Source organism: Bradyrhizobium manausense (assembly GCF_001440035.1).
Classification (GTDB): domain Bacteria; phylum Pseudomonadota; class Alphaproteobacteria; order Rhizobiales; family Xanthobacteraceae; genus Bradyrhizobium; species Bradyrhizobium manausense.
On sequence record NZ_LJYG01000085.1, the window covers coordinates 99,961 to 114,060 of the forward strand.

Annotated in this window: 11 protein-coding genes and 2 pseudogenes; 4 read left to right on the plus strand and 9 right to left on the minus strand. The window is 62.5% G+C overall.

Annotation, left to right across the window (positions count from 1 at the left end):
* Nucleotides 1-4 precede the first annotated feature (4 nt).
* From AOQ71_RS19425 to AOQ71_RS19440, 4 genes and pseudogenes are all read right to left on the minus strand, one after another.
* Nucleotides 5-547, minus strand: a pseudogene (locus tag AOQ71_RS19425) (tripartite tricarboxylate transporter TctB family protein).
* 135 nt (nt 548-682) lie between these two features.
* Nucleotides 683-1,669, minus strand: coding sequence for a Bug family tripartite tricarboxylate transporter substrate binding protein (locus AOQ71_RS19430; protein WP_430648636.1), 987 nt, complete (start codon nt 1,667-1,669; stop codon nt 683-685).
* A 131-nt stretch (nt 1,670-1,800) separates the two neighbouring features.
* A complete protein-coding gene (locus AOQ71_RS19435; RefSeq protein ID WP_057749421.1) occupies nt 1,801-2,598 on the minus strand; it encodes an enoyl-CoA hydratase/isomerase family protein in 798 nt (265 codons plus the stop codon).
* Nucleotides 2,599-2,622: 24 nt separating this feature from the next.
* On the minus strand, nt 2,623-3,822 hold the full coding sequence (locus AOQ71_RS19440) for a pyridoxal-phosphate-dependent aminotransferase family protein (protein WP_057749423.1): 1,200 nt from the start codon (nt 3,820-3,822) through the stop codon (nt 2,623-2,625).
* A 205-nt stretch (nt 3,823-4,027) separates the two neighbouring features.
* Here AOQ71_RS19440 and AOQ71_RS19445 point away from each other — a divergent pair, with 205 nt between their 5' ends.
* The 3 genes from AOQ71_RS19445 (at nt 4,028) to AOQ71_RS45205 (ending at nt 8,751) form a co-directional block, all read left to right on the plus strand.
* Nucleotides 4,028-7,036 carry an FAD-binding and (Fe-S)-binding domain-containing protein gene (locus AOQ71_RS19445; protein ID WP_057749791.1) on the plus strand — a complete coding sequence of 1,003 codons (3,009 nt, stop codon included), beginning with the start codon at nt 4,028-4,030 and terminating at the stop codon, nt 7,034-7,036.
* Nucleotides 7,029-7,457 carry a GlcG/HbpS family heme-binding protein gene (locus AOQ71_RS19450; protein ID WP_057749426.1) on the plus strand — a complete coding sequence of 143 codons (429 nt, stop codon included), beginning with the start codon at nt 7,029-7,031 and terminating at the stop codon, nt 7,455-7,457. Before AOQ71_RS19445 ends, AOQ71_RS19450 begins: the two co-directional genes overlap by 8 nt.
* Nucleotides 7,458-8,604: 1,147 nt before the next feature.
* Nucleotides 8,605-8,751 (plus strand): hypothetical protein, encoded by a 147-nt coding sequence (locus AOQ71_RS45205; protein ID WP_157083579.1) that lies wholly within the window; start codon nt 8,605-8,607, stop codon nt 8,749-8,751.
* Between the two features lie 346 nt (nt 8,752-9,097).
* On the opposite strand, the gene AOQ71_RS42085 is transcribed toward AOQ71_RS45205, so the two are convergent.
* From AOQ71_RS42085 to AOQ71_RS50325, 4 genes and pseudogenes are all read right to left on the minus strand, one after another.
* Nucleotides 9,098-9,382: a helix-turn-helix domain-containing protein gene (locus tag AOQ71_RS42085; protein WP_245317002.1), complete on the minus strand. Its 285-nt coding sequence runs from the start codon at nt 9,380-9,382 to the stop codon at nt 9,098-9,100.
* Nucleotides 9,383-9,572: 190 nt separating this feature from the next.
* Nucleotides 9,573-9,728: a hypothetical protein gene (locus tag AOQ71_RS45210; RefSeq protein WP_157083580.1), complete on the minus strand. Its 156-nt coding sequence runs from the start codon at nt 9,726-9,728 to the stop codon at nt 9,573-9,575.
* Nucleotides 9,729-9,800: 72 nt separating this feature from the next.
* Nucleotides 9,801-10,166, minus strand: a complete 366-nt coding sequence (locus AOQ71_RS50320; RefSeq protein WP_430648637.1) for a phospholipase effector Tle1 domain-containing protein — start codon at nt 10,164-10,166, stop codon at nt 9,801-9,803.
* A pseudogene (locus AOQ71_RS50325) lies at nt 10,120-10,395 on the minus strand (phospholipase effector Tle1 domain-containing protein); the annotation flags it as partial. The pseudogene AOQ71_RS50325 and the gene AOQ71_RS50320, both read right to left, overlap by 47 nt.
* Between AOQ71_RS50325 and AOQ71_RS19465 the strand changes: the two are divergent.
* A complete protein-coding gene (locus AOQ71_RS19465) occupies nt 10,346-10,618 on the plus strand; it encodes a hypothetical protein (RefSeq protein WP_162268379.1) in 273 nt (90 codons plus the stop codon). The pseudogene AOQ71_RS50325 and the gene AOQ71_RS19465 overlap by 50 nt on opposite strands.
* Before the next feature lie 360 nt (nt 10,619-10,978).
* Here AOQ71_RS19465 and AOQ71_RS19470 read toward each other — a convergent pair whose 3' ends face one another.
* A complete protein-coding gene (locus AOQ71_RS19470) occupies nt 10,979-12,847 on the minus strand; it encodes a hypothetical protein (protein ID WP_157083581.1) in 1,869 nt (622 codons plus the stop codon).
* Nucleotides 12,848-14,100 lie beyond the last annotated feature (1,253 nt).

A 14,100-nucleotide genomic window follows, 5' to 3' on the forward strand; every position in this document is an offset into this window, starting at 1 on the left:
CAGCCTAGTAACCGAAGGCCGCTTCGAGCGGGCCCTTCGGCATGATGACGTCGAAGGCGACGTCGAAGGTGACGAACATGATCGCCGTGAACACGAGATCGATGAGCAGCGACTTCCAAAGTGCGATCTTGCCGATCGCCCGCATGAAGCCGGCGATCAAAAGGGAACCTTGCGACATAAAGGCCGAGGAATTGCGTCACCAGGCAGAACAGCAGCGTCGGCACGAACACCGCCAGCACGCGGCGCGCCTGTGCGCGCGTGACGAAGGTTTCGGATATCGCGCGCCGCGCCAGCAACGCGACGATGAGGCCATAGAGGCTAGCGCCGCCGAGGACGAGGGAGAGATACAACGGGAACTAGCCAGGCTCCGGCCCGGTCGAATCCCAGGATGCACCGGTGCGCCAATTGTCGTAGCCGAGGATGGCGGCGAGCGCGAGCAGCAGCAGGCAGACGATCAGTTCGACGGTGCTGGTCGGCGTGACGGAGGGGAGTTGTCTTCAGGCGCGGTTGGATCGTCGACGACGATTTCAAGGTCGGTTTGGGACATGCTCTGCCAGATCAAGTTGCGCCGTCGTCATCCGTGAAGGCGGATGATCCAGTAAGCCGTGCAGAAGCCGTCTTTCGTCGCATTCTGTGCCATACTGGATGCCCCGCCTTCGCAGAGCATGAGGTGGGGGTGTGATTACTTCGCGACGAAACCGGCTTCCGTCATCAGCGATTTGTTCTGGGCGTCGTCCTCCTCGAGGAAGTGCACCATGTCCTTGCCGGTGAGGAAGATCGGCTTCAACGCCTGCTTCTCCATGTATTCCCTGTATTCGGCGGTCTGCGTCACCTTGTGGAACAGCTCGACATAGAACGCGTGCTGTTCCGGCGTGACCTTGCCGGGCAGGAACATTGCGCGCAACATCAGGTACTGGACGTCGACGCCCTCCTCCTTGCAGGTCGGGATGTCGGCCCAGGACTGCGTGTCGGTCACCTTGGTGGTGTAGGAGATGCGCTCCTTGTCGAACACGCAGAGCGGACGCACCTGACCCGCGCGCCAGACTTCGAGATTTTCGGATGGGTTGTTGACGTTGGATTCGGTGTGGTTGCCGACGAGCTGCGTGGCAGCCTCGCCGCCGGACTTGTAGGGCAGGTAGGAGAACTTCGCGCCGGTCTTCTGCTCCAGGAACACGGTCAGCACGTGATCCTCGCGCTTGGACCCGGTGCCGCCCATCTTGAACGGCGAGCTCGCCGCCTTCGCAGCCGCGATGAACTCCTTCACCGTCTTGGGACCGGCGGCATTGTCCCACAGCACGAACTGGTCGAGCGCGATCACCGAGACCGGGGTCAGCTCGCGCCAGTTGAACGGGATCTTGGCCGAGAGCGGCAGCATGTAGATCAGCGAATAGGCGATCAGCACCTTGTTGGGATCGCCCTCGCTGGACTTCATGTACATCAGCGCTTCCGCGCCCGATGCACCGCCCTTGAGCGACACCACCATCGGCTGCTTCATCAGATTGTTCTTCTGGATCGCGGCCTGCATCATCCGGGCCATCTGGTCGGAGGCGCCGCCCGCGCCTGCCGCCACCACGATCTCGACGGGTTTGGTCGGTTCCCAGCCGGCGACGGCCGGCGCACTGAACAACAAGGCCGTCGCAGCCCCGATGGCTTTCACTGGAATACGCACGAGTATCGTCCCTGACTATTATTGGCTTTGTGATGCCGGGAAATTTATCGAAGTATTGTGCGGACTAAGGGTTGCGAGTTCAAGCCGGCGGACATTGGGTCACATATGACTTTCGGCTGACGAAGCACGCGCTACCTGCCCTTCCACTTCGGCGTGCGCTTGTTGAGGAAGGCGTCCATGCCCTCGCGAAAATCTTCGCTCATATAAGCCTTGAGGATCAGGTCCTCGCCCTGTTCGCGCGACAGCGTCGGACGGATGCGACGCACCGCCTCCTTGGTCGTTTCCAGCGTCAGCGGCGCATGGCTCGCGACGAGCTTTGCGGTTTCATCCGCGCGGCGCTGAAGAGTCTCGACGTCAGGCACGATTTCGGTGAGGAGGCCGAGCGCGAGCGCTTCCTGCGCCTCGACCAGGCGCGCCCTGAAGATCAGATCCTTGGTGCGCGCAGGTCCGACCAGCGCGACGACGCGGCTGATGTTCGACATTGACAGGCAGTTGCCGAGCGTGCGTGCAATCGGAAAGCCCATGCGCGTCGTTTCAGTGCCGATGCGAAGATCGCAGCAGGCGGCAATGCCGGCGCCGCCGCCGGTACAGGCGCCCGCAATGGCCGCGATCACGGGCACGCGGCACTGTTCGAGCGTGCCGAGCACGCGGTCGATCCGCGCTTCGTAGTCGAGCGCATCCTGCGCCGTCTTGAAGGCTCGGAATTGCGAGATGTCGGTGCCCGAGGCGAACGCCTTGTCGCCGGCGCCGGTGAGGATCAGCGCCTTGATCGAACGATCGGCGTTGATCTCCTGGCAGATCTCCGCCATGCGGTCATACATGGCGAAGGTCATGGCGTTGCGCGCCTGCGGGCGGTTGAAGGTGATCCGCGCGATGCCGCCCGTGACGGAGTAGAGCAGGTCTTCGTTGGCAGTCGCAGGTAGGTTCATCGCGCTATCACTTTCCAAGTTAGTTCAGGCCACCTGGGCCTTGGCCATCGGCACCGCGTCACGTCCCTTCAGGACGTCCATGGCTGCCAGCACGCCGCCGCTCCGATGCGGAATCTTTGCAAGATCGAGACCCATCTCGACGCCGGCGAGCGTGCCCATCAGCATCAGATCGTTGAAATGACCGATATGGCCGATGCGGAACACCTTGCCCTTGACCTTGTTGAGGCCGGTGCCGAGCGACATGTCGAAGTTTTCCAACACCACCTTGCGGAAGGCGTCGGCATCAAAGCCGTCAGGCACACGCACGCCGGTCAGCGCCGGCGAATGCGCGGCGGGATCGACGCACTGCGTCTCCAGGCCCCACACCTTCGCCGCCGCGCGCGTCGCCGCGCTGTGGCGCTTGTGGCGAGCCCAGACGTTCTCGAGGCCTTCTTCCTCGAGCATCTTCACCGCTTCGCGCAGGCCGTAGAGCAGATTGGTGGCGGGCGTATAGGGGAAGGTGCCGAGCTTGTTGAAGCTGATCACTTCCTGCCAGTCCCAATAGGAGCGCATGCCGGGATTGGCCTTGGCGACGTTGAGCGCCTTCTCCGAGAGGGCGTTGAAGCCGAGACCGGGCGGCAGCATCAGGCCCTTCTGCGAGCCGGCGACCGAGACGTCGATGCCCCAGGCGTCGTGCTCATATTCCATCGAGCCGAGGCCGGAAATGGTGTCGACCATCAGCAGCGCCGGATGCTTGACGCGATCGAGCAGCTTGCGCACTTCGAGCGGCGGCGTGACGCAGCCGGTCGAGGTCTCGTTATGAACCACACAGACCGCCTTGATCGCGTGCTGCTTGTCGGCCGTAAGGCGCTTCTCGATCTCGGCGAGGTCGGCGCCATGGCGCCAGTCGCTCGGGATGAAGTCGACCTCGAGCTTGAACTTGTCGGCGATGCCGCGCCACAGCACGGCGAACTGGCCGGTCTCGCACATCAGCACCTTGTCGCCGGGCGCGAGCACATTGACCATCGCCGCCTCCCAGGCGCCGGTGCCGGACGAGGGGAAGATGATCACAGGCTGCTTGGTGCGGAACACCCGCTGCATCGAGGCGAGGACCGCAAAACCGAGCTCGGCGAACTCCGGACCGCGATGGTCCAGCGTCGGCATATCCATCGCCCGCAGCACGCGGTCGGGCACGTTGGTCGGTCCTGGAATCTGTAAGAAATGCCTTCCAGTATGCACGGTCATAGGCGTCCTTCCCGGTCTTTGAGGCTTGTCTCGGCGTTAGCGTCGGCGCCCCGAATTCGGGGCTATCGCGAGCCGCTCGCATATCACCATTCGCCGGGCTTGTCCCTCGCCCGGCGAGGTCCGTCAATGCACAAGAAGCAGGGCTCGCTTGCCAAGGGCCGTGACGGGAGGCAAGACGGAGCCGGCGAACAGACGAAAGCGGATCATGACAGCGGAAATGGCTGGAAAATCACCGAAATCGGTCCAAACGGAGCGTCTGGCGGCACGTCTTGCCCGGGACATCACCGGCGACGTCCTGTTCGATCGCTTCAGCCGCGGCCGCTACGCAACCGACGCCTCGTTCTACCAGATCATGCCCTCGGGCGTGGTCGTCCCCAGGACCATGGACGAGGCGCTGCGGGCCCTGGCGATTGCGCGTGATGAGGGGGTGAAGGTCACCCCGCGCGGCGGCGGCACCTCGCAATGCGGCCAGACCGTCAATGACGGCCTGGTGGTCGATCTGTCCAAACACCTCAACAAGATCCTGTCGCTCGACCTCGCCAGCCGCACCTGCGTGGTCGAGCCCGGGATCGTGCTCGACGATCTCAACCGCCAGCTCAAGAAGCACGGCCTATGGTTTCCGGTCGACGTCTCCACCGCCTCACGCGCCACCATCGGCGGCATGGCCGGCAATAATTCCTGCGGCGGCCGCTCGCTTCGCTACGGCACCATGCGCGACAACACGCTGTCGATGGAGGCAGCGCTCGCCGACGGCACGCTGAGCCGTTTTGGCGAGGTGTCGCGCGATCTCTCCGACGTAAATGCCAGCGACAATTTGCGCGCCCTCGTCCGCGACATGCTCGATCTCGGTGCGCGCGAAGCCGACGAGATCGCCGCGCGCTTTCCCAAGGTGCAGCGCCGCGTCGGCGGCTACAATCTGGATGCCCTGGTGCCGCGCAACGCGCCCAACAACATGGCGCATCTGCTGGTCGGCTCCGAAGGCACCCTCGCCTTCACCACCAAGGTTGAACTGAAGTTGTGGCCTGTTATCCGCAACAAGGCGCTCGGCGTTTGCCATTTCGGCAGCTTCTACCAGGCGATGGATGCGGCCCAGCATCTGGTCAAACTGAAGCCGATCGCTGTCGAGCTGGTCGACCGCACCATGATCGCGCTCGGCCGCGACATCGCGATGTTCAAGCCAATCATCAACGCAGCGATCAAGGGCGATCCTGATGCCGTGCTGGTCGTCGAGTTCGCCGAGGAGGACCAGGCGGATAATCTCGCGCGTCTCAAGGAGCTCACCGAGCTGATGGGCGATCTCGGCTTCGGCTGGAATAACGACACGCGCAAATGGGGCGGCGTGGTTGAGATAACCGAGCCGGCATTGCAGAGCGGCATCGCCGATTTCCGCGCCGCCGGCCTCAACGTCATGATGTCGATGAAGCAGGAGGGCAAGCCGGTCTCCTTCGTCGAGGACTGCGCCGTGCCGCTGCCGCACCTCGCCGATTACACGGCGCGGTTGAACGAGGTGTTTGCGAAGCACGGCACCAGCGGCACGATGTATGCCCACGCCTCTGAGGGCTGCCTGCATGTGCGTCCGGTGCTGAACCTCAAGCTGGAGAAGGACGTCAAGGCGATGCGCGCCATTGCCGAGGAGGCCTTCGCGCTGGTGCGCGAATACAAGGGCTCGCATTCCGGCGAGCACGGCGACGGCCTGGTCCGCTCGGAATTCCACGAGAGCATGTTCGGGACGCGCCTCGTCGCAGACTTCCGTGAGGTGAAGAGGCGCTTCGACCCTGAAGGCGTGCTCAATCCCGGCAAGATCGTCGACCCGCCCAGGATGGACGACCGCTCCCTCTTCCGCTTCAAGCCCGACTATCGCGTCGGCGAGCTGAAGACCAAGCTCGACTGGTCCGCCTGGCCCGGCGCGGGCGGCGGTTTCCAGGGCGCGGTCGAGATGTGCAACAACAACGGCGCCTGCCGCAAGCTCGAGGGCGGCGTGATGTGCCCGTCCTATCGCGCCACGCGCAACGAGAAGGACGCCACGCGCGGCCGCGCCAACAGCTTGCGGCTCGCGATCTCAGGCCAACTGGGTCCCGATGCGCTTGCCTCCGACGAGATGATGGAGACGCTAAAGCTCTGTGTCTCCTGCAAGGCCTGCCGCCACGAATGTCCTGTTGGCGTCGACATGGCCAAGATGAAGATCGAGGCGCTGGCGGCGCGCGCAGCTTCCCACGGCCTCACCTTGCGCGATCGCCTGGTCGGCTATCTGCCGCGCTATGCCGGCCTCGCCGCGCGCTTCGCGCCGCTGGCGAATTTGCGCAACCACAGTCCGCTGCTTCGAAAGCTGTTCGAGCGCTTCGCCGGCATCAGTGCCCGCCGCTCCCTGCCCGCGTTCCGCAGCGACATCTTCGTGTCGCCCGCCGAAACGGCCGGGCCGGAGGGCGGCCGCGAGGTCGTTCTTTTCGCCGACACCTTCAATCGCATTTATGAGCGCGAAAACCTTGACGCCGCGCTGCGTGTGCTGACGGCCGGCGGCTATCGCGTGCATCTGCCGAAACCCACCGGCGGCAGCCGCCCGCTCTGCTGCGGCCGCACTTTCCTCTCCGCTGGTCTGGTCGATCAAGCGAGGTCCGAGCTGGACCGTCTGGTCGCTGCTTTCGCGCCCTTTGCCGCGCGCGGTGTGCCGATCGTCGGCCTCGAGCCGAGCTGCCTGCTTACATTGCGCGACGAGCTCGCCTCACTGCGCAAGGACAACGACGCCAAGGCCGTCGGTGCCCATGCGCTCACTTTCGAGGAGTTTCTGGCGCGCGAGGCCCAGGCTGGGAGGTTGCAACTGCCGCTCGGGACTGTCGCCGAGAGGGCCATGGTCCACGGCCATTGCCATCAAAAATCTTTCGGCGCCTTCAAGCCGGTCGAGCAGGTGCTGCGGCTCGTTCCAGGTCTGAAGGTTGAGACCATCGAGTCGAGCTGCTGCGGCATGGCCGGTGCGTTCGGCTATGGCGCCGACACCTACGATGCCTCGATCGAGATGGCCGAGCTGTCGCTGCTGCCGGCTGTGCGGAAGGCCGATCCCTCCACCCTCGTCGTCGCCGACGGCACCTCCTGCCGCCACCAGATCCACGACGGCGCTGGCCGCGAGGCGCTTCACGTCGCCCGCGTGCTGACGATGAGCCTCGACCGCGCCGACACCAATACCACGTCTCCAGCTGCAAAGGAACCCAGCCATGGCTGATCTCACGCTCGACACCGCTCGAAAAATCCTCGACGCCGCGTTCGCCAAGGCGAGTGAACTCAAGCTCAAGCCGCTCGTCGTCACCGTCCTCGACGCGCGCGGCGTGCTCAAGATTGCCGCAGCTCAGGACGGCACCAGCCTGATGCGTGCCGAGATCGCCCACGGCAAGGCCTATGGCGCGCTCGCCATGGGCCTCGGCTCGCGCGCCCTGTTCCAGCGCGCGCAGGAGCAGCCTTATTTCATCGACGCCGTAAACACCATCGCCAAGGGCGCCCTGGTGCCCGTCCCCGGTGGCGTGCTGATCATGGACGGCACCATGCTTCTCGGCGCCGTCGGCGTCTCCGGCGATACGTCCGACAACGACGAGGCCTGTGCGGTTGCGGGCATCCAGGCGGCAGGCCTGAAAGCAAACGCTGGGTAGCCTTAGCTCTGTACTGGAGGGCTGCGCTCTATATAGCCGCAGATAGGGCCCGTGGGATCGTCGGGGGTTCGAGTCCCCAATTAATCAGCAATTTGACCAGTAGCCCGCCGCGCGATTCGATGCCGGGATCATCGTCCGCCTCCTCAACGACGCCCGGCACGGATCGATGCGAGGGCATTAACATAATGTCGTAGTCTCCGGTGCGCCAACTAGCAATTTTATGGCGAGAGCGTTCGGTAACCGCATATACTGGAAGTCGAGGAACTGCATTCGCCCGTCGTTAGCCCAGGGATGAGGAAAGCATTGGAGCGCGAACTACGGGAATTTCGTAGACTTGGAACGCGTGTGTCGCGAAGCCGCCGCGGATTCTACGTTGGCGATCGAAAGAGATGCTCTCCTATCGGTGGCCGATGATTTGCGTAAGACCATCGAGGCTCGCGAGCACGCTCAGCACGGCAAAGCCTGAATAGTCAACTTTCATGCGTTTATAGCGGCACTCCTCTGACTGCTGTTGTCAGCGTGTTCGAGCATTGGTCTGTGACCCGACAGATCTTCGGCTCCTCCAATGCCGTCGGAAGCAGCCGTGGAGCCACCGAACCAAGAAGCAGTGCAAAAGACGCAGCGAATGCCATGGAATCAGCAAAGCTGACGAAACTCGTTGAGACTGAGGTCGAAGACCGATCCAAAACGGTCCGCAACACTTTGTTGTGCATAAGGACCGCCATTCCGACGCGCAACAACGCTCCGGCGCTCTTGGGTGAGGTAATCTCGCCGCGCGGAGCGAGTTACTCCGCGCGCTCGAGGTCGCGCGAGCGGGCGCTCGCGACATCCGCGTGATCCCAACCGCGAGCGGATCGCCTCTCAAAGCGCAGAATCCTGCGCCTCGATTAGCCGTCAAGGGAGCCGGATTTTCGGCATTGATTTGGCACGCACATGTGCGACGTAGGAGTTCACGCATTCTCACGTGCTAAGGAACACTTGTTAGGAACGTTTGTCCGACTGTTAGGAGAAAGGAACGTTTATCCGACGCGCGTTTTCTGATCGGTGTCCCCATTTTTCAAGCAATTTGATGCGCTAGCAACCAGTCGCTAAGCCCGTCCTGTCGGGCTGAAGGCACAGAAAGGTCTCATTCGAGCGCCTTGGGGCGGTGCGCGCAGGCACCAATGGCATTCGCAGCATCAAGGACGAGCAGAAGATCAAGGACCTGATCGTTTACCTCCACACCTTCGACAATGCGCCGGTCAAGCTGACGAAGCAGCGACGTCACAACCGCTACTCGGGGTCTTGGTGCTGATAGTTGGGCTTAGGCTTCGTCAAAACACCGGCTGTCAGCGGCGCGCGGCTGTATCCATTTCGCGGCATTCACAGCTTTGACCGCTGTAATCATTTGATGAATGGCCTGATTTATAGGAGTGGCTGCATCAGGCACAGGTGTTGGGTCGAACGCCGCTCATAAGGAGCGCCTTGTTTGTGAACGGTTCACACGTTCAGCGACGTCGCCTGTGCCGTGCTCGCGCTGCGCAACCGCCCCGAGATGAATTCAACCGGTCGATCTCCCGAAGGCCTCACAGCACGGAACGAGATCGGGGCCACCGTTCTCAGGCGAAGGACAAGCTTGTCCACACTAGATGGGTAGCGGGTCATTTCGGTCGCCGGCTGCGCGCCGCTGCGTGGCGGCCGCGCAAGCCCGCGGACTGCTCCGGCGTGGGTGGCTCTGGCTTCCACGCGAACGGAGCGCCGGGCTGCGCGCCCGATCCGCAGGGCACAAAACCGAGCCGAAAGCCGAAGATGCGCCCGATGGTCTCGAGTGTCCGCGCGGTCGGATTGACGCGGCCGGTTTCGATGTCCGCAATCTGACGCGCGGTGAGTCTGATCACGACCAGATCGGCGAACTCGCGGCGAGATAGCCCGAGGGCCTCGCGCATCTCGCGCACCCCATGCGGCAGTATTAATTTGGCAGCGCGTGCGCGATCGGAGACCACGTGACGCCGGCGGCGGACTTCTTCGCTCGTGATTGATTTGGTGCGGGGCATGCGAGCTACGATAGCAGAATACGACCGCGGCCGCGAGGCGCGTGGCGCATCGCCTTCGTCGAATCAACCCATCCTAATGGGTTCAATAACGAATATATTCAATGGAGCACATGCTGGCGGCGGGCGCGGCCTCAGGGCCGACGTTGGCCGCCAGGGGCAACGTCCTGCTGTCGGAGCCCCAGTAGGTGCGCCGGGTCCGAATCAGTTCACCTAGTTCTGCGGTCGATGTGATTGCCATGTTAATTTCCCGAGCGGGAATATTGCCTTCTAAGGGCGCAACTGGCGATGTGTAATTTCCCGAGCGGGAAATTCAGTCTTTACGGAGGGGGACCCGAGTGCATGATGGCTCCTGCCCCCTGCAGTTTGCGGCTTTTCTTCGTCCCAGGTGATCCCGGTCCAGCGGGGAATGGACGCAAAGCCGGCGGCGACCCCGTCGTGCTGCGGTCCGATTGCGGCCAAAACGGCAGGACGTCCTTGTCGACTTTGAGGTCGTGGGGCACCGCAGCGGCGTGCGGGACATCCAGTCGAGGGCGATATCCGAAAGTCTGGATTCGCTGCCGCCGATATCGGAGCGGTTGCCGGCGAACCAGACTTGCTCGAACCACCGGAGTCCGTTGGCATCGCTGATGGGTTTCGCGCGGGCTCGACCATTTGACTCGCTTGAAGTTGGCGCGATTTTCGTGAATCGAGATGGTGTGGCGGGCGTAACTGACCTTCGGGTTCAGTTCGGTGTCGTGGAACTGCCTCCAGAGCTCGTTGACATGGATGGTTCTGAGCTTGTCCTTCCAGCTGTGGCCCTCGCCTTTGAAGTCCCATTTGAGATGCGTATAGATGTAGATGCCAAGGGCACTGAGGATGGCGGCGCCAACAATGGTGAGAAGGACCTTCCAGAAAGTCCAAGGCACCTATTTTGTGGCCGCGACCGGTTTTGATCTCGACAATGCTTACCAGGGATATTTGACGCAGCGACGTACGTTCGTGCTCGACGCTACGGTGCAAGGTGTCGACAAGCTGCTCGATCAGATCGTCACCGAAAATCCGGAGAGCATCGACCCGCGAACGGCAGCGGCGTCGGACCACGCGCAGAAGCGTGTTTTTGCTAACTACGACCCGTCCGGACAACGGTAGATCGGTCACGCGTCGCCGATACCGGGTATGGATACGCCGCGAAACAGTCCCGCACGATGGAGACAAGCCAGCACTTGGATGCCCGGACCGTGATGACCGCCTTATCACCCTCGTAGCACGCACTTTCTACAACAAACCCACGCGGCACCGGACTGGAGCGATGGAGTGCTTGCTGCATGGCGCTGATTCTCCTCCATTCAAGGCGCCAGACATCCCTCGAACTGCATCAAAAGTGAGTCAGAGCCAATGTTGGAAGCCGTACACAGACCGGACGGTAAACGGTCCGCGGCTAGCTTCATCAGCTGGCGATGGGCCAGCCGCGACGGCCGCCCGGGTGAGAAAGTGGGCTCGAGCGAGCCATCAGCTCACCGACGGATCGACATCAAACGCCTTGACTTTACAGTCCGGCTCAAACCGGCCGGTATCGACGCGCCCTCCAGCAGCCTCTTGATCATCCGCGGGGTCGTATCCCGCGTCCTCGCCCGGCTCATCTTCCTCACCGTCGGGATCGACCCCACGCTTGGCGGCCTCTTTGGCGGCACGGTCGATCTTCCGCAGATCGAAGAGCTCAAGCCGCTTCTTGATCTGGGCAACCTGCTCCTCGACTGGCATTGGCACCTCGGTGATGAAGCGGGAATCCCAGGCCACGCGCCGCTTGCCATAGTGATCGACCTGGGTTTCCAGCGAGATGTGGCCGACCATGGCCGCGACCTCCTCCCGGGTGTAGATCGTCTTCATGTTCGCAATGAACTGATGGCGCAGGCTGTAGAGCGTGTATTGCTTGTTCAACCGCGGGAATAGCCGCTCGCAGATCTTGCGCAGCAACTTCGAGACGTCGTACTGCCGCTGCGACCAGATTCCGGCCAGCACCCAATCCCTGGACCGGTTGACCATCCGCTCTACCGCCTCCAAGGCCTCCGTTGAGAAATTCGACAGATCCAGCGTCCGATGCGTGGCCCGGCCATCGGCGGCCTTCGCGCTGACCATGTGCAGCCAAACCCGGCCGTTCGGGAATTGTCTGTCGGGCCGCCGCTCAAAGGTCGTGAGAGACCATTCCACTGGACGTAAGCCGGTGTGAATCCCTGCCAGCAGCCAATCCCGGAGCCACGCCTGCGCCTGACTGCGAGACGTTACGAGAAGATTCTGCCGGAGCTGCTGGAAATGCCGGTAGTCAATTCGCTTGGCGCGCCTCGCTGCTCCAATCTCCTCCTCACCGCCGATCTTGAGATCCGCGTTCAGCATAGCGATGGCGGTGTCGTTGTAATCTGAGGGGATGGTCTGCACCATCGCGATTGCCGAGGCGCGGTACAGCCGCCAGGTGCTCCGCGAGAGGAAAGGTTTCAAACCCAGCAGCCAGCTGGCGAACTCCCGCGGATCGGCGTCCTCAAGGGTGAGCTGGAGGAGGTCCGACTCGCGCATGTACCGCTTGAGCAACCCCCGGCCGCGGGAAAGGTATTCCCGCTGCGTCTCTACAGTCGCGACCTTCACCTTCGGATCGGCGTCATCGTGCTGGGGGCCCTGAACCGCGCGCCGCTTCTCACGCGACTTCTCTACGAGGGCGAGGTTGGCATCGATCAGCGTACGCAGTTCGCTGTAGTCCGGACCATTGGGCTTGCCCGGATCCGGCTTGACGGCGGGCACTAGCTCGGGCTTCGGTACGAAGTCCACCGGCTCAGGGGCCTCAAGCAGTGCGTCAACCGCCGGAATGGTAGAACGATGGCTCTCCATCACGTCGTCCTCGATCTCGAGAAGCTGCCGGTCCTCGTCCTGGACCCGGAAAAGGGATTCGACGGCACCGTCTCCTTCTCCCCGGGAGCGCGCCGGCTCGGGCTGACGTCCGAGTTCGCGAGCTGGCCGCGTGGAGTGTTTGCCGGTTCGCGAGTCGTCAGGTCGCGGGTGCCCCTCGCTAGGTGCGCGGTCGACCTGCGGGGCGGCCGGACCGGCCGCAACGCACAGCTGGGCTATCCCGGCCGCGGCCGGGTTGGCCGGCCTTCGCCCCAGCGGCCGCACCGTCGGTCGGGTGCCAGAGGCTTTATTAGATGCTTGACCTTTAGGGCGCAGCGCCTCGTGTCGCAGGCTGCCGTCATTAGGGAGTTCGCTGGTCCCGGCGACCGGTGGGGTGCGCCGGACGGCAAAGCCAGCCTGTAGCGTGAGCTCCCGGAGCGCAGCTGGTGGTCGGGGGCCCTGGGGTTGCGCCTGGCGGGGCGCCTGTTCACTGTCTTCGGCCATCTTACTTTCTCCGTTCGGGGCCCCCGCTTCGGCCTTGGCTCCGCACTGGTCTCCGCCGCTCAACGCTGGAAATCCGACCCTTCAAGGTGGATGTCCGGAGAGAAGTTAGCGGGAGGCAGGGCGGCAAACTTTTTTGCCGGCCCCCCGTTACATGGTAGCAAAAGAAACACTCTCCGGATTTCATGAAACACTTGTTAGGCGACCGCCTTCCACAATAATGCGCCGGCTTGAAAGTTACCAACTCCCGTTTCGAGAGAACCAACAAGTGTTTCAGCGAAGTCTTGACCATGTCGGTCGAGGCCGCAGCTATGGCGTGATCTGAATCTCCGAATGTCGCGGCACTTGAGCCTCGGGCGGCCGCCTCCCGACCTGAGATCGGACCATCAACGTTCGAACCTGAAAAGAAAGGGTGGTCTGAACCCGAATGAGTCAGTGGACGAATGCAGCGGCAGAGCGGCGATCCTCTCGGCAATTGAGCTTCCACAAAGAGGCGTGCCGACGCGATACTTCGGCGAATGCCGACGAAAATGGACATCAAGTACGCCGTCACGCGTTGCTTTGGCGTCTCCCTTCTGGTCAGCAGAAACGAACGGGAGCGACTCCCGAGGAGCCGATGGCCTGATCGTGCTGTTGCAGACGGGCTCGAGATGTCGCAGGCCGTTGGAAATCCCAAAATCGTCGAGCCGAGGCCGTGCGCATTGGTTGTTTACACGCCCTCTTCAAGCGATTGTAACCACACGTAAAATACGGATCGCACCCTATGATGCGGGTATTATGCGGGCATAATACCGGCATAATGCCGGTGCGATCGGCGTTCTGAGCCGACCACAGTGCCTACTGGCAGCTAAGCGATTCAGATCATCCCACGAAGACGCACGGCAGGACGCTGCTAGGGCCGAATTGAGCCAATTGATAGACTCCGCTCGCAGCATTTCCGACTTTGTCGAGGGCTGCTACCTTTCTGGTTCGCGCCCGCCGACGTGGATGCTGAGCAGAAGGCTGTCGATGCCCGAAAGGACCGGGAATGGCGCGAGCAACAAGAAATTGAGCAAAAGAGGAAGGACGACCAACTTCGGGCTGACGTCGAAAGGAGACAGACCGAGGCTGAGAGAAAGGAGCGTCAAGCTAGGCTACAGAAAGAGAACGGAGTACTAAGCCAGAGGATTGCAGGAGAAGATTACGGAAGAGGTGAAAAGATTCGCTGCGAGTAGTTCCGCCGATGACAAGACCTACGTAAGGCAGAAGTGGCCCAC

Coding starts and splice junctions, on each gene's coding strand:
- AOQ71_RS19470 (WP_157083581.1), bottom strand. CDS start 12,847: ATGGCCGAAGACAGTGAACAGGCGCCCCGCCAGGCGCAACCCCAGGGC.
- AOQ71_RS45210 (WP_157083580.1), bottom strand. CDS start 9,728: ATGGCAATCACATCGACCGCAGAACTAGGTGAACTGATTCGGACCCGG.
- AOQ71_RS19450 (WP_057749426.1), top strand. CDS start 7,029: ATGGCTGATCTCACGCTCGACACCGCTCGAAAAATCCTCGACGCCGCG.
- AOQ71_RS19445 (WP_057749791.1), top strand. CDS start 4,028: ATGACAGCGGAAATGGCTGGAAAATCACCGAAATCGGTCCAAACGGAG.
- AOQ71_RS19435 (WP_057749421.1), bottom strand. CDS start 2,598: ATGAACCTACCTGCGACTGCCAACGAAGACCTGCTCTACTCCGTCACG.
- AOQ71_RS19440 (WP_057749423.1), bottom strand. CDS start 3,822: ATGACCGTGCATACTGGAAGGCATTTCTTACAGATTCCAGGACCGACC.
- AOQ71_RS42085 (WP_245317002.1), bottom strand. CDS start 9,382: ATGCGCGAGGCCCTCGGGCTATCTCGCCGCGAGTTCGCCGATCTGGTC.
- AOQ71_RS19465 (WP_162268379.1), top strand. CDS start 10,346: ATGGCGGCGCCAACAATGGTGAGAAGGACCTTCCAGAAAGTCCAAGGC.